We start from the raw sequence: 18,093 nt of genomic DNA on the forward strand, positions 1-18,093 counted from the left end.
TGTGATCCAGCAAACGGCCGGGGCAACCCGGCCGTTTGCTTTTCAGGTGTGAGTGGCGTTCCTGCGACAGGGCGCGCAGGCGTAAACTGCGCGGTCTATGAATAACGACAACACTTCGCCGCAAGCTGCGGCCATTCCCGCACCCATCCTTCCCACCGTCGACGCCCACATCTACCCGAAGGGTGGACTGGACGTCCTTTCCCGTGAGGAAGTCGCACGTCTGCGCGATGTCTCCGGCGGCATGCACGACCTGCTGCGCCGTTGCGCGCTTGCGGTGCTGACCAGCGGTAGCGCCTCCGACGACCCGCGTGCCGCGCAGGAGCTCTACCCCAATTTCGACATCGAGGTCCTGCAACAGGACCGCGGCATGCGCATCGAACTGCGCGGCGCGCCGGCGATGGCCTTCGTCGATGGACGGATCATCCGCGGCGTCGCCGAACTGTTGTTCGCGGTCGTGCGTGACCTGGCCTATACCGCAATCGAACGGCGCGCGGAATGCGGCGCGGAACCGCAGACCACGGCTGGCATCACCGATGCCGTGTTCCGCTTGTTGCGCAACGCACGCGTGTTGCAGCCGGGCGACCCCAACCTGGTGGTGTGCTGGGGCGGGCATTCGATTGGCCGCGAGGAATACGTCTATACCAAGCAGGTCGGCTACGAGCTCGGCCTGCGCGGCATCGACATCGTCACCGGTTGCGGCCCGGGCGCGATGAAGGGGCCAATGAAGGGCGCCACGATTGCCCACGTCAAGCAGCGCCGGCGCAACAGTCGTTATATCGGCATCACCGAGCCGGGGATCATTGCGGCGGAGTCGCCGAACCCGATCGTCAATCACCTGGTAATCATGCCGGACATCGAGAAGCGCCTGGAGGCCTTCGTGCGCCTGGGTCATGGGATCATCGTGTTCCCGGGCGGCGTCGGCACCGCCGAGGAAATCCTGTACCTGCTCGGCATCCTGCTGCGCGAGGAAAACGTCGGTCGATATTTCCCGGTGATCCTGACCGGGCCCGCAGGCTCGGCACCGTACTTCGAGCAGATCGACCGCTTCATCCGCCTGACCCTGGGTGAGGCCGCGGCCAGCCTGTACGAAATCGTCGTGGCCGATCCGGTCAAGGTCGCGCGCCACATGCATGCCGGCATACACAAGGTGCGCGAGCAGCGCATCGCGCAGAAGGATTCGTTCTTCTTCAGCTGGGCGATGCATATCCCGCTGGACCTGCAGTCGCCGTTCGTGCCGACCCACGAGGCGATGGCCGCGCTCGACTTGCATCATGGACGCAAGCCATTCGAACTGGCAGCCGATCTGCGCCGGGCATTTTCCGGAATCGTGGCCGGCAACGTCAAGGAAGACGGAATGCGCCGGATCGAACAGTTCGGCCCGTTCGAGATCCACGGCGACGCTGACATCATGCAGGCACTGGACGCGCTGCTGCTCGCCTTCGTCGAACAGCGCCGGATGAAGATCAGCGGTGAGTACCGCCCGTGCTACCGGGTGGTGCAGTAACGGTCAGCTGTTTGGAGTGGCGGCGGCTGGCTCCAATGGCAGCACCATTCGGGCCACATAGCGACCGTCCTCGATACGGGATTCGACACGACCTCGGCCCTCGGTGAGGGCATCCACCCGCTCGCGCGCGGATGCCAGGCCGACCGCATGCCCGCCACTGCCGCCCGCCAGTGCCGGCAGATCGTTGCCCACGGTCACGACCACATCGCCAGCGGCGACGTGCACGCTGACATCCACCCGTCCGCCTTGCGGCAGCCGTTCGATGCCATGACGGATCGCGTTTTCGGCCAATGGCTGGATCGACAGCGACGGCACCATGACCTCGGGCAAGGCTTCCGAAATGTTCCACTCGAGCCGCAGGCGTTCGCCGAAGCGCAGCGATTCGATGTCCAGGTAGCGGCGGGTCAGTGACAGTTCGTCGGCAAGCGGGATCAGTTGCGGCCCCCGCAACGCGCAGCGGAACAGGTCTGCCAGGTCCAGCAACAGCCGTTCGGCCTCGTCCGGGTGGGCGTGGACCAACGCGGCGCCGGTATTCAGGGTATTGAACAGGAAGTGCGGGCGGATCCGTGCTTGCAATGCCTCCAGCTCCAGTTGCTTGGCCCGAACCAGCAACTGCCGAGAGCGCGCGTAGTTCTGGAAGGCCACCAGTGCCAGCAGCCCCACCACCAGTGCCATCGCCAGTAGTCGCAGCACGAAGTTCAAGCGGCTGGTGACCGGATCCATTGCCAGTTGCAGGACCTCCCATGCCGCGGTGGCGACCAGTGCCGTCATCGCCAGCAACAGGCCCAGGCAAGCCCAGGCCAGTGCAGCGGCTGGCAATTTCGCAAGCCATCGACGCAATAGATAGAGCACCGACAGCGTACCCAGTGCAATCCACTGAATTCCCATCGACGCCAGCCCGAACCTCACTAAACGGTCGTCGCTGCCTGCTGGAGCCAAGGCCAGTACCAAGGCCAGCGCCTCGCCGGCCAGCAGCACCGTGATCAGTGCGGTGGGACGCCAAAGGGTTTCCAGTGGATCTTGAATGGGCGAAGGCGACTTCAAGGATGCTTCCGGTTGTGTGTGCCTGGCCATGGTTTTTGTGTGTTGGATCACACACTTACCGCCGATGCAGGGGAACTGGCCGCCCATCGGGGATGCGTGGTCATTCCCCGCGACTGCCGCTACCTTAGTCGAACAAGAGTATGGGGGCAGTATGTTGATTGAGCGCCAAAATCTAACAGGACGACAGAGCCACGGTGGTTTCACCTTGGTGGAGCTGATGGTGGTGGTTGCGGTAATCGCCATCTTGGCCATCGTGGCCGCCCCCAGCATGTCGGAACTGGTGAGCGCCAATCGCCTGAATGGTGCGGCCGGTGAGCTGACTTCGGCAATCCAGGTTGCCCGCTCCGAAGCCATTCGGCGCAATGCGCGGGTCACCATCTGCCCCAGTACCAATGGAACCACCTGTGCCAATAGTGGTACCTGGACGCGGTGGATCGTCCATGGTTTTGACAACGGCGCTACTCCTCCGGCCGACGAAGTCATCCGGGACGATACCCCGACCGGCAATGTTCAGATCAGCGGCCCGGCTGCAGGGATCGTGTTTCGGCCCTCCGGCATCATCGATACGCAAACCACGGTGACTGCCTGCTTGCCGGTCACTAGGCCTGCGAAAAACAAGCAGGTCGTCACCGTGATGATCAGCGGCATCGTCTCTTCAGAAGCCCAGCCCGGTGGTGGAGCCTGCCCATGACGCCTATCCAGCAATCTGTTCCCGTTATTCGCCAGCATCGCAATGGCACGAAGATGCCAGCTAAGCGCATGCGTGGCCTCAGCCTGATTGAGGTCTTGGTGTCCGTTCTGATATTGGGCGTTGGCCTGCTTGGCATCGCTGCCATGCAGGCCATGGCCCTGCGTGGTGGCCAGAGCTCTTTGGAGAGCACCCAGGCGGTGATGCAAACCACGGGCATCATCGAGTCGATGCGGGCTAATCCCGCTGCTAACTACAACATCGGCAAGACCTGTACGGCGCCCGCTGCAAGCACGCTGGTGACCAATGACCAGAACAACTGGATTACGGCGCTGCAAACCAATCTGGGGTCGGCGGCCTGTGGCGAAATCTCCGGGTGTCCAGGTGCCTGTGTGATCACGATCTACTGGGATGACTCACGTGCGGGTACTGCCCAGGGCGGTACGTCACGCAACATGGTCACGAGGGCGCAGATATGAATGCCCAGTCAACTGCAGGCTCCGCCATGCGAAAGACTATGGCAGGCTTCAGCCTGATCGAAATGATGATTGCAATGGTGCTGGGCCTGATCGTGCTGGGCGCGGCGATCGCCGTATTCCAGTCCAATCAGCGAACCTATTCGGCCAACCAAGGGTTGAACCGTATCCAGGAAAATGCCCGCGTCGCTTACGAGATGCTGTCGCGCGATATCCGGTCTGTCGGCAGTTCGGCCTGCTCCAACGAAGGTCTGGTCCTGGGTACCGATGCCACCAGCCTCAAGTTCAGGGCCCCGATCACCGGCACCGCCAGTGAATTGACCGTGACTTCCGCAGATGATCTTTCCTATCGGGTGAAAACCGCTACCGCAAGTTCGGTCACGCTGACGGAAACTACTCCCGCTGCTTCGGACATCTTCAAGGTCAACGATAGCGTCATGGTCTGCAATGGTTCGATGACTGGCTTCGTGACCGTCGCTTCCATCGCGGGGCAGGTGGTCAACTTCACCTCTGCTTTGGAGTTCGATCCGACCGATACCACCAATGCGGCGCTGGGCAGCATTTCGATCGCCCGGGCGCGTAGCACCCGCTGGTACGTAGCGAGCAATCTCAGGGGCGGCAATTCCCTCTGGGTCTCACGATTCGGCGCGGCGGGCGAAGAAGTGGCTGATGGCGTGGAGAGCATGGCGCTGACCTACCACCAGTATTCCGGTGGCAATTCCGCGATCTACGTGGCCAGCCCCAGTGATTTCAACTACGTCGATGCGGTGCGCATGGTCCTGCAACTGAAGGGTAAGGACGTCGACAATCGTGCCCTCACGCGGACCGCTTCTACGACGATCAAGATCAGGAGCCGCCCCCAATGAGATCTCTCCATCGCAACGCCAACATGCAGCCGCTTCGCAAGCGGGAGGCCGGCATCTCGCTGCTGGTGGTCCTTATCCTGCTGGTGGTGACCTCCATCCTCGGCATCGCGGTGTTGCGCAGTTCCGCGATGCAGGAACGCATGAGCGCCAACATGTATGACCGCAGCCTGGCCATGCAGGCAGCGGAGTCGGCACTTATCAGTGCAAGAGCTGCGTTGGGCGCGCAAACGAAATGGCGGACCACCGACCCGGTGGCTGCGGACTGCACCGCCAGCACGGGCCTGCGTGTGTGCCCGACATTTACCACAACGCCAGCCGATACCAGTACCAGTTGGAATACCGGACCTACACTGGGGGGCGGGTCGACAGGCGTCCCCAGTACCTCAACGCAGTACTGGATCGAATATTTGGGTCAGAACCAGACCGTCATGGAGTCGGGTGGCGTGCTTCCTGCACAGGAAACCAACACCCTGGGCCCGATGTACCGCATCACCGCACGCAGCCAGTCAGCTGGCCGGGCGTCCGTGACCCTGCAAACCGACGTTATCTACCGCTTCCCGCGGCTGTGAGTTAATCATGAAGACCCTATTCCCGAAAAACCGCCGCCAGCAGATGTCACGCCCATGGTGGACTGTGCCGGCCGCATTTGTCGCCACCATGCTGGCCCTGCCGGTAAATGCCGGCATCAGCATTCCGGACTATCCGCTGGACACCGGCATCCGCGTGGCACCGAATATCTTGTTCATCCTGGACGATTCGGGATCGATGGCTTGGCGCAACATGAATAACCAGGACATCGACACAATTACCGGCTCAGGCGGTTTCAGCGATGGGCCAGATGCAGATGGCATTTTCAATGGAACCAACAAAACTAGCGAAAGTACTGGTGATTCTGCGACTTATGAGCAGAACTACGTCACCAACACGCTCTACTACAACCCTGGGGTGCCTTATCAGCCCTGGATGGACGCTTCCGGCAACCGCCTGACCGGCGGGACCAGCTTTACCTCGGCGTATAGCGACAACAATTACGTGAACTATACGGGGGTAGAAGGAAATACGAGCAGTAGCACCAGGGATCTGTCGAACTATACCCAGACCTTCTATGTGCCGATCAATACAAGTAGTAGCGATAACACGTATCTCTCCAAGATCGACAACTACAACCGTTACCAGATGTTGACCAGTGGCAAAGTGCAGAAAGCGGAGTACGGCACGATCGTCACCACCACGCAGATGGTGAAAATCGACGGCGCGAACAGTGTTAGCGGGACATTGAACGATGGAAATACCGTCAGCCACACAGTGGCAAGCGTCTCGGCTGGCCTCACGTTGAATATCCTCATCGACAATACTTCGTCAGGCGGCCGTTCTAGGGACCTGGACTACCAAGTCTACAATCCTGGTGGCGGCCGGGAGTGCGATGACACGGTCAGCAAGGGTAATAACAGAACGTGTACCATTTCTCCCACGGTTTCGGGGCAGTACAAGATCTACCTGCAAAGGGCAGACAGCAGGACGACTGACTATACGGTTTCAGCCACAATCTCCCAGACCAACAGCTGCGATGGCGTAGCCTCCGGCTACGGCTGGATCAACTGCACGTTTACGACGCCGACTGGCCGCACCGACGCGAATGAGCAAATCAACTTCGCGACCTGGTATTCCTACTATCGCACCCGCATCAAGACCGCCAAGGGTGGTGCCGCCGAAGCGTTCAGGCCGCTGGGCAACAAGGTGCGCGTGGGCTTCAGGACTCTTCATGAAAACGGTAGCGCAAATTTCGACATCCCCGTCCAGGATGGCAATGATGGTCGTTTCGTCAATGGCAGTCTGGCCAACGGGGACGCAGCGGCCACGACGTCGCGCTCGATTTGGTACAACCGCCTGTTCAAGGCTTCGGCCAACCAAGGCACGCCTTTGCAGGCTGTTTTGAACTCGGCCGGCCAGTATTTCAGCAACAGCAACGCTAGCGGGCCTTACGGGCCGGAATCAGGGGCTGCCCAGTACTCCTGCCGGCAGAACTTCAGCATCCTCACCACCGACGGTTACTGGAACAGCGGTACGGCAGGCACCGGCGACGTGGACAGCACGAATCAGTCAACCATCACCGGTGCGCCGAAGAACAAGGGTGAACCCAACCGGACCTATACCTACACGGCGCAAAGCCCGTACAAGGATGGTACGTCAACTTGGAGTAGTACCTTGGCCGACGTGGCCATGAAGTATTGGGTGACGGACCTGCGTACTGACATTGATTCGATGGGCAAGCCGGGCCAGCCTGCCGGCAACAACGTGCCGACCAGCGATGATGACCCGGCGTTCTGGCAGCACATGGTCACCTTCGGCATTTCCATCGGCCTGAAGACCACCTTGGGCTGGAGCAACGTGGCGGACGTTGGGGCCAATCCCAACTGGCCACAGCCTGGTAGTGACAAAGCCGCAAACGTTGACGACCTGCTGCACGCGGCAGTCAATAGCCGCGGCAAGTTCGTGGCAGCCATCAGCCCGGCGGTGTTCGCGGATGGCTTGAGAAAAGCCTTGGCCACCATTGCCCAGCGCACCAGTTCGTTCTCGAACGTCGCCACCAATGCGGCCTCCGTGCGCACGGGCGGCAAGGTGTTCAATGCCAGCTACGTGTCCGGTATCTGGACCGGCGCGGTGAGGGCGTATACGTTGGATGCGAACAATGTCCCGTCCACATTGGCCTGGACATCCTCCATTCCTGCATTCGGTACGCGCAAGAGCAAGGTGTTCACTTTCAATGGAACCGGGGGAACCACATTCCCGACCGGGAACCAGACGACTGCGATGGATCGCAGCACGGTTGGCCCGGTGGACTACCCGGTGACGGGTGCCAAAAACGCCGATTACATCATGGGCGACCAGTCGGGGGAGGGTACCGCGAGCGGCAAGCTGCGCGTCCGCGATAGCCTTTTGGGCGACATCATTGATTCTTCACCCGCTTATGTCGATGACACGAAGACGCTCTATGTAGGCGCGAACGATGGCATGTTGCATGCCTTCGATTCGGACACCGGCGTCGAACGGTTCGCCTATGTGCCTAACATCATTAATTTCGGTGCTCTCGCCCAGCTGAGCCGCGGCGACTATGACCACAAGTGGTTCGTGGATGGACCTGTGGTGGTGACGGATCGTAGGTTGACTACCGGCGAGAACTGGCTGGTGGGTGCGCTGGGTCGCGGTGGCAAGGGCTTGTTCGGGTTGGATGTCTCCTCCCCGGCTTCGTTCGGCACCAGCAACGTCAAATGGGAACTGGCTGACACCGCCAACGGCAACATGGGTCTGGTGACCGGGCGGCCGGTGTTGGCCAAGGTCAAGACCGGGGCCGTGGCTGCCATCCTGGGCAATGGCGTCAACAGCACCAACAACAAGGCAGTGCTGCTGGTAGTCAATGCCAAGACCGGTGCGGTTATTGCCGAAGTGAACACCAATACCGGCGATTCGACCAACCCGAATGGCCTGTCTGCGCCCACCGGGATTGTGGGGCCGGATGGCAAGACCATTGCCTATGCCTACGCGGGCGACCGGCTCGGCAATGTGTGGAAGTTCGATCTCACTAGCGCCACAGCGTCGAATTGGACAGCAACCAAGCTGTTCACCGCCAAAGCAGGCGGTGGGTCTGGTGCCGTGCAGCCGATCACCGGCGGCGTGACGGTGGCCACTGACCCGAGAACCTACAAGCGTTGGGTGTTCTTCGGGACCGGAAGCTATATGACCAATTCGGAGGCCAGCGACAAGACCCAGAACGCGCAGGGCATGTACGGCATCATCGACCAAGGTGCCGCTGTGGCCTACAGCGATCTGGTTGCACGTGGTATCGCCAATACCGGTGCCACCCAAGACGGTTTCGACGTGCGCACCTTCGATGCGAAGGCAGATTTGCCAGCCGGCAAGCTGGGCTGGTATGTCAGCTTGCCCGGGAAGGGCGAAAGGATCGTGGTTGACGCACAGGTCGTGTCCAATATCCTGGTGACAGCCAGCATGATTCCGGATGGGAATGGCTGCGAAGGTGGGGGCACGGGTTACATCAATGCCCTTGATGCGTTCACAGGCACCAGTACCGGCAAGTCGCTCTTCGACCTGAATAACGATGGCTCCACCACGGACACTGTTATAGGCGGGGTGCCCATTGGCTCAGTGAACTTTGGCGTTGGCATGCCGACCTTGCCGATCATGCTGGACGGTAAACTGATCGTGGGTGGTACCAATGCCGGGGAATCTCCAGGCTCGGGTGGCATCACCAACAAGACTTGGGCCCGCGTCTCCTGGCGCGAAATTAGAGGGGACTGACCAATGACCAATTATCGTGATGGCCGCTGTATCCACAGCAGCCGTTCCAGAAGCGCCGGATTTTCCCTGATCGAGGTCATGGTTGTGGTAGCGATCATCGGCATTCTGGCGTCGATCGCATTGCCGGCATACACCGACCACGCACGAAAGGCCCGGCGTGCGGCGGGTACGGCGTGTGTGGGTGCGGTGGCGCAGGGAATAGAACGCTATTACACCGCCAAGCTGACCTACAACGACACTACTGACCCGCTGCCCGCGATAGGTGTTCTGACCGGCATTTGCGAACCCGCCACGCTGGCATTTTATAACTTTAGTACCTCGAATCTCACAGGCAAGACGTACACAGTCAGTGCTGCCCCCACCGGCAAGCAGTCAGGTGATTCGTGTGGGAATCTGAGCATCAACCAAGCCGGCACGAAGACACCATCGACAGTAGGGTGCTGGTAATAAGCCTAGCCAGTCTGGAAACGAAAAACCCGCCGTCCGGCGGGTTTTTCATATCTGGCGCCCGAAGTTGGACTCGAACCAACGACCCCCTGATTAACAGTCAAGTGCTCTAACCAGCTGAGCTATTCAGGCGAGGAGCGCATTGTAGTCGGCCCGCGCGGGCCGGGCAAGCCGCCAGGTCGACTCCAGCAAGCTGATTCAGGCCGGGCACGGCGTCGCAGCCTTTGGGGTCTCGGTTCGGGGACGCCCGCCATTGTTGACGATGACCTTTCCAAGCAGATCGCCCTTTGTATTGCAGACCGATATGGTCAGGTTGCTTCCCGCACTGCGGCCATCAGGCAGGTAGCGCAGCTGCGGCCTGCCGGCGGTTCCCGGCAGGCGAAGATGGCGACTCGTCGGGGTGAGGTCGGCGCGCAGGATTTCGTCAGTGACGTCGAACTGGTGGTTGCCGTCCTGGTCAAGAAACAACATCCAGCCGCCGCTCCAGTCGCTGCCTGCATCACAGGATGTGCCCGTGGTCGAGGGACAAAGCACCGCTGGCCTGCGATAGGTGATTGCGGCCATGCGCGCCTGCGCCATGTGGGTGGTCAGCGAACTCATGGCGGCAGATGCATGCTGATGCTCGATCAGCTCGAGGAAGGAAGGGGCAGCCACCCCGGCGAGGATGCCGAGCACAGAAACAGAAATCATGGTTTCAATCAGCGTAAATCCGGCGTTGTGGCGCATGGCAAGCTCCCGTTGGCATGAGCAAGCAGGCTAGGTACTTGGCTGCTCGGGCGGGATCGGCGAACCAGCGGATCTGGCGTAGGGGAAACCCCCTGAAGCCGCCGCATGAACTCGCTGAACGGCATCCCAAGTCGTAATCGCCGCGGGGGTTAAACTCAGCGGTTGCCCGCATCAAAGCCCAACCATGACCGAACCGTCCGACCTCGACCTGTCCACCACCTCCGATCGCTTCCAACTGGTGTCGCCGTATTCGCCGGCCGGCGATCAGCCGCAGGCGATTGAAAAACTGATCGCCGGCTTCGAGAACGGCGTTGCAAAACAGGTCCTGCTGGGCGTGACCGGCTCCGGCAAGACCTACACGATCGCCAACCTGATCCAGGCGGTGCAGAAGCCGACCCTGGTGATGGCGCCGAACAAGACCCTGGCTGCGCAGCTGTATGGCGAGTTCCGTGCGTTCTTTCCGCGCAATTCGGTCGAGTACTTCGTCAGCTATTACGACTATTACCAGCCCGAGGCCTACGTGCCGTCGTCGGACACGTACATCGAGAAAGACAGCTCGATCAACGACCACATCGAGCAGATGCGGCTGGCCGCAACCAAGGCACTGTTGTCGCGACGTGACACGATCGTGGTTGCCTCGGTGTCGGCGATCTATGGTTTGGGTGCGCCGGAAGATTACCTGGCGATGCGCCTGATCCTGTCTCGCGGCGAGCGTATCGACCAGCGCGAACTGCTGCGTCACCTGACCACGCTGCAATACAGCCGCAACGAACACGAATTGCAGCGCGGCACCTTCCGCGTGCGTGGTGAGACGATCGATGTGTTCCCGGCCGAATCCGATCTTGAAGCGCTCCGCATCGAGCTGTTCGATGGCGAGGTCGAGCAGTTATCGATGTTCGATCCGCTGACTGGCGAAGTATTCCGCAGGATGCCGCGTTACACGATATATCCGAAGACCCATTACGCGACGCCGCGCGCACGCACGCTGTCGGCAGTAGACACGATCAAACTCGAACTGCGCGAGCGGCTGGAATACCTGTACGCCAACAACAAGCTGGTCGAGGCGCAGCGTCTGCAGCAGCGCACCCAGTTCGACCTGGAGATGATGGCCGAGGTCGGCTTCTGTAACGGCATTGAAAACTATTCGCGGCACTTGACTGGCCTTGCGCCGGGCCAGCCGCCACCAACCTTGTTCGACTACTTGCCGGCGGATGCCTTGCTGGTGGTCGACGAATCGCATGTGACCATTCCGCAGATCGGCGCGATGTACAAGGGCGACCGTTCGCGCAAGCAGACCCTGGTTGACTTCGGGTTCCGGCTGCCATCCGCGCTCGACAACCGACCGCTCAAGTTCGAGGAATGGGAACAGCGCGCGCCGCGCAGCGTGTTCGTCTCGGCCACGCCAGGCCCATATGAGCTTCGTGAAGGTGGCGACGATATCACCGAGCTGGTGGTGCGGCCAACCGGCCTCATCGATCCGCCGGTCGAGATCCGGCCGGTCGCGACCCAGGTTGACGACGTGCTGTCGGAAATTGGCGAACGTGTGAGTTGGGGCGACCGCGTGCTGATCACCACGCTGACCAAGCGCATGGCCGAGAACCTTACCGAATACTTGTCGGAACACGGCGTACGCGTGCGCTACCTGCATTCGGATGTGGATACGGTCGAGCGCGTCGAAATCATCCGCGACCTGCGCCTGGGCGTGTTCGATGTGCTGGTCGGCATCAACCTGCTGCGCGAGGGCCTGGACATGCCGGAGGTGTCGCTGGTGGCGATCCTGGATGCCGACAAGGAAGGGTTCCTGCGTTCGACCGGTTCGTTGATCCAAACCATTGGCCGCGCTGCGCGCAACCTGCGCGGCAAGGCGATCCTGTACGCGGATCGTGTCACCAACTCGATGCAAAGGGCGCTGGACGAGACCGATCGTCGTCGTGCCAGGCAGGTCGAATACAACCTGGAACACGGCATCACCCCGGCCTCGGTGCAGCGCGCGGTGATGGATGTGATGGAAGGGGCGAGGTACGAGCCCGGCGAACTGAAAGGCCGTGGCAAGGCCAAGCGCGTGGCGGAGCCGATCCAGGAGTACAAGCGGCTCAGTCCGGCACAGCAGGCGGCCAAGCTCAAGGCGCTGGAGCAGCAAATGCACCAGCACGCACGCGACCTGGAATTCGAGGACGCTGCGCGCGTGCGCGACCAGATCCGCATCCTGCGCGAAGCGAGTCTGTGACGACGCGCTTTAATCTGTTCATCACGCATGCCGTGACACCCTGACGCACGAATTCCTCCCCCAATCAGGAGTGCGACATGGGAATGTTCGATTTCATCAAGGATGCCGGCGAGAAGATCTTCAAGCCGGGCGAAGCGCGCAAGGAAGCGGCGATCAAGGAGCACCTTGGCAGTTATGGCGGCGATTACAGCGGCGTGCATGTCGAAGTCGACGGCGGCACCGTGACCCTGACCGGGCAAGTGGCAAGCACTCCGGTGCATGAGAAGGCCGTGCTGATTGCCGGCAATGTCGATGGCATCGACAAGGTCGATGACCGCTTGGTAGTGAACACCGCCTCCGTCACGCCGACCGCCACTGTCGTGGCCAAGCCGGATTTCTCCAATGTCACTGGCGGCGTGAACAGCACCGAGGCACCGGTCGACGCGGGTTGGGCATCGAAGACCTATACCGTGCAAAAGGGCGACAACCTGTCGAAGATTGCAAAGGAGTTCTACGGCAACGCCAACAAGTACCCGCAGATTTTCGAGGCCAACAAGCCAATGCTGAAGGACCCGGACAAGATCTATCCGGGTCAGGTGCTGCGGATTCCGCCGGAGACGTAAGCGGGGTAAGCGAGTGATTGCGAGCGGCAGCTGTTTGGCAGCGGCTACCGTCGGGGAATTCGCTACGCGGCTCTAAATGCCGCTAGGCGAACACCTCGACGGTCTCGCTGCCTGCAGGTTCGCCGGCTTCGCGAATCAGTTGTCTGCAGCCACCGCGCAGGCTAGAATGCGCCTCCCTGCGAGGGGATTGGGGCGGTTAGCTCAGTGGTAGAGCATTACCTTGACATGGTAGGGGTCGGGGGTTCGAAACCCTCACCGCCCACCAAATGCATCACGTACTTGGCTTCATGTCAGCCTCCGGCGAGGCGGCCAGTACGGAAAGACAGTACATAAAGAGGGAAAACCGCCTTGTAACAGGGGCGGTTTTTTCGTTCCCGGGCTTGGCCGGGATCGCGTATTCAAACCACCAATCGCACGCCATGCAGGCGTTCGTAATGTGGCAGGCAGGCGTCGGCCACTGCTTCGTACACGGGTGCGAGTTGTTGCGCTTGCTCGCGGGGCGCCTCGAATCCAGTCGATGCCCACACCCGCGCATACCAGTGCGGAGCCCAGATGCCGTCGCTGGCCCGTGGCCCGGCTGGCCACGAAAGCATTCGCGGGCTGAATTCGATGTCCAGCCAATCGCACATCGCACGCAGGTGCGCTTCCGGCGCACGCAGGAAGTCGCCGGCATCGATCACTGGCGGTGCGTTGCCTGTCTCGCACAAGTGGTCATATAGCCGCGCCTGCTGCGGCAGGCCGATGTCGTCCGGCGTCACGTCTGCGCGCGATTTCACGTAGGACGCCACCACCTGGCGCGGATCGCGGATCAGCAGCACGTTGTGCAGGCGCTCGATCCAGTCCAGCGCCATTCCGGGCAACAGATGGTGCGACATGTGCTTCTAGTACCAGACCGGCTGGTTGTCTGGTGCCGGGCCTTTGGTGAGGGCATCAACCACGCGTCGCCAGTCGGTATCGCCGCTGGCAATCACCTCATCGCTACCCGGGTGGTCCAGACCGGTGGCAAGCAGATAGTGCGCGTACAACGGCTCGTCGCTGACTGCGCAATCCTGCCGGTTCTCCCAGGCTCGCATCATCGCCGTGGAGATATTGCGCGGCCCGCTCCACATCGCGACGCGCAAGGGATTCATGCGAGCCGAACTCCATCGCGGAAGCGGACATCACGTTCGACCAGCTCCCGGTACAGGCCTTGCAGGCGAGTCACCATCGGGCCCGGCACGCCATCACCAATGCTCCTGCCGTCCACGCTGCGGACCGGCACCACGCCGGCGAAGGTGCCGGTGCAGAACGCCTCGTCGGCGCCATAGACCTGGCTCAAGCTGAAATTCTTCTCGAACGCGGGGATATCGGCTTCGCGACACGCCTGCAGCACGTTTGCGCGGGTGATGCCGCCCAGGCAGTAGTCGCCGCTGGAGGTCCAGACCTCACCTTTGCGCACGATGAAGAAATGGGTCGAATTGCAGGTGGCGACGAAACCGTGCGGATCCAGCATCAGCGCTTCGTCGGCGCCGGCCTCGATCGCCTGGATGCAGGCGGTGATGCAGTTGAGCTTGCTGTGGCTGTTGAGCTTCGGGTCCTGCACGTCCGGAAAGCCGCGCCGCACGTGCACGGTGAACAGCTTCAGGCCAGCCGACAGGGTCTCGGGCTTGGGCAGCTTGAACTCGGGAATGATGACCACGGTGGCGCCGCCGGCCGCAGCGCGTGGGTCCTGATAAGGCGTGCGCTTCGGCCCGCGGGTCACCATCAGGCGCAGGTGCACGCCGTCATGCATGTCGTTGGCGGCAAGGGTGGCGTACAGCGCATCGGTCAGTGCGCGTCGATCCAGGCCGATGTCGAGCGCGAGTGCTTTCGCACCTTCGTACAGGCGGTCAAGGTGCTGGTCGAGGAAGAGCGGGTGGCCGCCGGCAACGCGCAGGCCTTCCCATACGCCATCGCCCAGCACGAAGCCACTGTCGAATACCGACACCGTGGCCTCGGCGCGTGGTTTCAAAGTGCCATTGATCCAAATGCGGATGTCGGCATTGCGTGGGTCGTCGTGGAAATCATGGATGCTCTGCGACACGGGCGGGGCCTTGGATTCGGACGATCTTCGAGTCTAGTGCAAAGCCCGTCTTGATTGACTTTTGGCCTGCCGGCCGCTACTTTTCATGGCCTCGAAACAAGATCAAGGTGGCCCCGGGAAACTGCGGCCGAGCGTGCGACATGAGCACTACCAACGCCCACTGCTGAACTTCGCCGACGCATTCGAGCCCGCATTTCGTGGGCAATCAAAAGGCGCCTTGGCGCCTTTTTCGTTTCCAGAGCCTGACCCCATGATCGCGATTACCCTCCCCGACGGCAGCCGCCGTGAGTTCGACAACCCCGTCACTGTGTCCGATGTCGCTGCCTCGATAGGTCCCGGGCTGGCCAAGGCCGCACTGGCCGGCAAGGTCGACGGCCAACTGGTCGACACCAGCTTCCGCATCGACCGCGACGCCGAACTGGCCATCGTCACCGACAAGTCGCCGGAGGCGCTCGACGTGCTGCGCCACTCCACAGCGCACCTGTTGGCGCAAGCCGTGCAGCGCCTGTTTCCCGGCGCGCAGGTGACCATCGGCCCGGTCATCGACAACGGGTTCTTCTACGACTTCGCCTACGAGCGCGCGTTCACGCCGGAAGACCTGCCGGTGATCGAGGCGGAGATGGCCAAAATCGTCAAGGAAGCGTTGCCGGTGTCGCGCAGCGTGAAGTCGCGCGATGACGCGGTGGCCCACTTCAAGGGCATCGGCGAGGACTTCAAGGCAGAGATCATCGAAGGCATTCCGGCCGACCAGGAGCTGTCGCTGTATTCGCAGGGCGAGTTCACCGACCTGTGCCGTGGCCCGCACGTGCCCGGCACCGACAAGCTGCGCGCATTCAAGCTGATGAAAGTCGCCGGAGCCTACTGGCGTGGTGACCACAACAACCAGATGCTCAGCCGCATCTACGGCACCGCGTGGTTGAACGACAAGGACCTCAAGGCCTACCTGCACCAGTTGGAGGAAGCCGAGAAGCGCGACCACCGCAAGATCGCCAAGCAGCAGGACCTGTTCCACCTGCAGGAAGAGGCGCCCGGCCTGATCTTCTGGCATCCGAAGGGCTGGTCGATCTGGCAGGTGGTCGAACAACACATGCGCAAGGTCTATCGCGATTCCGGCTACCAGGAAGTGCGTTGCCCGCAAATCCTCGACGTCGAGCTGTGGAAAAAGTCCGGCCACTGGGACAACTACAAGGAAAACATGTTCTTCACCGAGTCGGAGAAGCGCACCTATGCGCTCAAGCCGATGAACTGCCCGGGCCATGTGCAGGTGTACAACTCGGGCCTGCACAGCTACCGAGACCTGCCGATTCGTTACGGCGAGTTCGGCGCCTGCCACCGCAATGAACCGTCCGGCGCGCTGCACGGCATCCTGCGCGTGCGCGGCTTTACCCAGGACGATGGCCACATCTTCTGCACCGAGGACCAGATCGAGGCCGAAGTCACCGCCTTCCACCAACAGGCGATGGAGGTCTACAAGACCTTCGGCTTCACGGACGTGCAGCTGAAGATCGCGCTGCGCCCGGAACCGCGCCTGGGTGATGACGCGACCTGGGACAAGGCCGAACACGCATTGCGCGCCGCGTTGCGTGCCGCCGGGGTGGAATGGGAGGAATTGCCGGGCGAGGGTGCGTTCTATGGTCCGAAGATCGAATACCACCTGAAAGACGCGATCGGGCGCACCTGGCAGCTGGGCACGATGCAGGTCGACTTCATGATGCCGGGGCGTCTTGGCGCCGAATACATCGACGAACATAGCCAGCGCAAGCATCCGGTGATGTTGCATCGCGCGATCGTGGGCTCGATGGAGCGTTTCATCGGCATCCTGATCGAACACCATGCCGGCTATTTCCCGGCCTGGCTGGCGCCGGTGCAGGCGGTGATCATGAATATCACTGATGCGCAGGCGGATTATGTCGACGAGGCTGCGAAAACCCTTGCAAATCAAGGCTTCCGTGTGATTTCGGATTTGCGCAACGAGAAGATCGGCTATAAGATCCGCGAGCACACGCTACAGCGGTTGCCGTACCTTTTGGTGGCCGGGGACCGCGAGAAGGAAAATGGCCTGTTGTCGCTGCGCTCGCGGGGTGGAGAAGACCTCGGTACCATGTCCGTTGCCGACTTCGCCGCGCGTTTGCGTGAGGAGCAGGCGATCCAGGGTTGAGCCAGCGTTCGCGCTGGACGACTGTGCAGTAAAGGCAATGCGGGCCCGCGATTCCGGAATCGTGGGCCATTCCGGCTTCAGAGAAGCCCGGCTTTTTAATAAAGCCATATTGGAGAGTGCGACATCAGTACCACTGACTCGAAGCAGAACCGCAGGAACCAGGAAATCCGCGTCCCGCGCGTACGCGTGATCGGCAGCGATGGCGAAATGATCGGCGTGCTGTCGCGCGACGAGGCGCTGACATTGGCCGAGGCCGAAGCGCTCGATCTGGTCGAGATCCAGCCGAACGCGGATCCGCCTGTCTGCAAGATCATGGACTTCGGCAAGTTCAAGTTCGAACTGCAGAAGAAGAACAACGAGGCCAAGAAGAAGACCAAGCAGGTCGAGATCAAGGAAGTGAAGTTCCGTCCGGTCACGGACGAGGGCGACTACCAGATCAAGTTGCGCAAGATGCGTGAATTCCTCGAGGTCGGCGACAAGATCAAGGTCAACATCCGCTTCCGTGGCCGCGAGATGAGCCATCAGGAACTGGGCCGCGAGATGGCCGCGCGGATCGAGACCGATCTCGGCGAGGACATCGTCATTGAATCGCGCCCGCGCCTGGAAGGCCGGCAGATGGTGATGATGATTGCGCCGAAGAAGAAATAACGCTGCCTTTCCGTAGATGCGGGGCTTGCCCCGCATGTGACGGGGATGTGCCGGGCAAGCCCGGCACCTACAAGTCGGGTCTACCTGCATTGAGCTTTCCGAGCGGATCCGCCATAATAGTCGGCCCGGTTCGCCGGGTTTGTTGTAGTGCGGCACCCAGGACCCGCCTTGATCCGGCGTTTTAACGCTTAAGGATCAATGGCTTACCACCGGCACAGGCAGGACGGAAAGCCCGGATTTTTGGGCTTCGCGACGAGGAGCGACGGCCGCAAGGCCTGGCGACGAAGCGCAAAGTACAAAAAGATGGCGCCTCGGCCAGTATGTTGATTTC

General features: G+C 61.3%; 14 protein-coding genes, 2 tRNA genes and 2 pseudogenes. 13 read left to right on the plus strand and 5 right to left on the minus strand.

The features are described 5' to 3' along the window. Positions 1–97: 97 nt before the first annotated feature. The gene (gene ppnN / locus PSV05_RS02535; protein WP_300060961.1) at positions 98–1,504 is read left to right on the plus strand and encodes a nucleotide 5'-monophosphate nucleosidase PpnN; all 1,407 of its coding nucleotides are present in this window, start codon (positions 98–100) and stop codon (positions 1,502–1,504) included. A gap of 3 nt (positions 1,505–1,507) precedes the next feature. Here ppnN and PSV05_RS02540 read toward each other — a convergent pair whose 3' ends face one another. After that, positions 1,508–2,548 carry a histidine kinase gene (locus PSV05_RS02540; protein ID WP_300060963.1) on the minus strand — a complete coding sequence of 347 codons (1,041 nt, stop codon included), beginning with the start codon at positions 2,546–2,548 and terminating at the stop codon, positions 1,508–1,510. Between PSV05_RS02540 and PSV05_RS02545 the strand changes: the two genes are divergently transcribed. Genes PSV05_RS02545 through PSV05_RS02570 form a run of 6 tightly spaced genes read left to right on the plus strand, consistent with a single transcriptional unit; the run spans position 2,529 to position 9,339 of the window. Then, complete coding sequence (locus PSV05_RS02545) at positions 2,529–3,239, plus strand: GspH/FimT family pseudopilin (RefSeq protein WP_300060965.1); 711 nt, start codon at positions 2,529–2,531, stop codon at positions 3,237–3,239. The genes PSV05_RS02540 and PSV05_RS02545 overlap by 20 nt on opposite strands. Next, positions 3,236–3,715 carry a type IV pilus modification protein PilV gene (gene pilV / locus PSV05_RS02550; protein WP_300060968.1) on the plus strand — a complete coding sequence of 160 codons (480 nt, stop codon included), beginning with the start codon at positions 3,236–3,238 and terminating at the stop codon, positions 3,713–3,715. Before PSV05_RS02545 ends, pilV begins: the two co-directional genes overlap by 4 nt. Positions 3,716–3,741: 26 nt before the next feature. Continuing rightward, positions 3,742–4,578, plus strand: coding sequence for a prepilin-type N-terminal cleavage/methylation domain-containing protein (locus tag PSV05_RS02555; protein WP_300060970.1), 837 nt, complete (start codon positions 3,742–3,744; stop codon positions 4,576–4,578). After that, a complete protein-coding gene (locus PSV05_RS02560) occupies positions 4,575–5,147 on the plus strand; it encodes a PilX N-terminal domain-containing pilus assembly protein (protein ID WP_300060973.1) in 573 nt (190 codons plus the stop codon). The genes PSV05_RS02555 and PSV05_RS02560 overlap by 4 nt, the downstream gene beginning before the upstream one ends. 7 nt (positions 5,148–5,154) lie before the next feature. After that, a complete protein-coding gene (locus PSV05_RS02565; protein WP_300060977.1) occupies positions 5,155–8,892 on the plus strand; it encodes a PilC/PilY family type IV pilus protein in 3,738 nt (1,245 codons plus the stop codon). Between the two features lie 3 nt (positions 8,893–8,895). Next, the gene (locus tag PSV05_RS02570) at positions 8,896–9,339 is read left to right on the plus strand and encodes a type IV pilin protein (RefSeq protein ID WP_300060980.1); all 444 of its coding nucleotides are present in this window, start codon (positions 8,896–8,898) and stop codon (positions 9,337–9,339) included. Between the two features lie 55 nt (positions 9,340–9,394). On the opposite strand, the gene PSV05_RS02575 is transcribed toward PSV05_RS02570, so the two are convergent. Then, positions 9,395–9,471: transfer RNA gene (locus PSV05_RS02575), tRNA-Asn, on the minus strand. Positions 9,472–9,537: 66 nt separating this feature from the next. Next, entirely contained in the window at positions 9,538–10,065 is a 528-nt protein-coding gene (locus PSV05_RS02580; protein ID WP_300060983.1) for a GspH/FimT family pseudopilin, read from the minus strand. 184 nt (positions 10,066–10,249) lie between these two features. On the opposite strand from PSV05_RS02580, the gene uvrB reads away from it, so the two are divergent. From uvrB to PSV05_RS02595, 4 genes and pseudogenes are all read left to right on the plus strand, one after another. Then, a complete protein-coding gene (uvrB, locus tag PSV05_RS02585; protein WP_300060986.1) occupies positions 10,250–12,292 on the plus strand; it encodes an excinuclease ABC subunit UvrB in 2,043 nt (680 codons plus the stop codon). Between the two features lie 83 nt (positions 12,293–12,375). Further along, positions 12,376–12,609, plus strand: a pseudogene (locus tag PSV05_RS15060) (BON domain-containing protein); the annotation flags it as partial. After that, complete coding sequence (locus PSV05_RS15065; protein ID WP_345782230.1) at positions 12,610–12,894, plus strand: LysM peptidoglycan-binding domain-containing protein; 285 nt, start codon at positions 12,610–12,612, stop codon at positions 12,892–12,894. A gap of 190 nt (positions 12,895–13,084) precedes the next feature. Continuing rightward, positions 13,085–13,159: transfer RNA gene (locus PSV05_RS02595), tRNA-Val, on the plus strand. A 133-nt stretch (positions 13,160–13,292) separates the two neighbouring features. Here the strand turns inward: PSV05_RS02595 and PSV05_RS02600 are convergent. Continuing rightward, positions 13,293–14,024, minus strand: a pseudogene (locus PSV05_RS02600) (hypothetical protein). Then, a complete protein-coding gene (locus PSV05_RS02605) occupies positions 14,021–14,956 on the minus strand; it encodes an aminotransferase class IV (RefSeq protein WP_300060992.1) in 936 nt (311 codons plus the stop codon). The pseudogene PSV05_RS02600 and the gene PSV05_RS02605 overlap by 4 nt, the downstream one beginning before the upstream one ends. Before the next feature lie 250 nt (positions 14,957–15,206). Between PSV05_RS02605 and thrS the strand changes: the two genes are divergently transcribed. Beyond that, positions 15,207–17,114 (plus strand): threonine--tRNA ligase, encoded by a 1,908-nt coding sequence (gene thrS / locus PSV05_RS02610; RefSeq protein WP_300060995.1) that lies wholly within the window; start codon positions 15,207–15,209, stop codon positions 17,112–17,114. Between the two features lie 123 nt (positions 17,115–17,237). Continuing rightward, on the plus strand, positions 17,238–17,762 hold the full coding sequence (gene infC, locus PSV05_RS02615; protein WP_300061356.1) for a translation initiation factor IF-3: 525 nt from the start codon (positions 17,238–17,240) through the stop codon (positions 17,760–17,762). Positions 17,763–18,093 lie beyond the last annotated feature (331 nt).

It is taken from the genome of Thermomonas sp. (assembly GCF_029945965.1).
Taxonomy (GTDB): domain Bacteria; phylum Pseudomonadota; class Gammaproteobacteria; order Xanthomonadales; family Xanthomonadaceae; genus Thermomonas.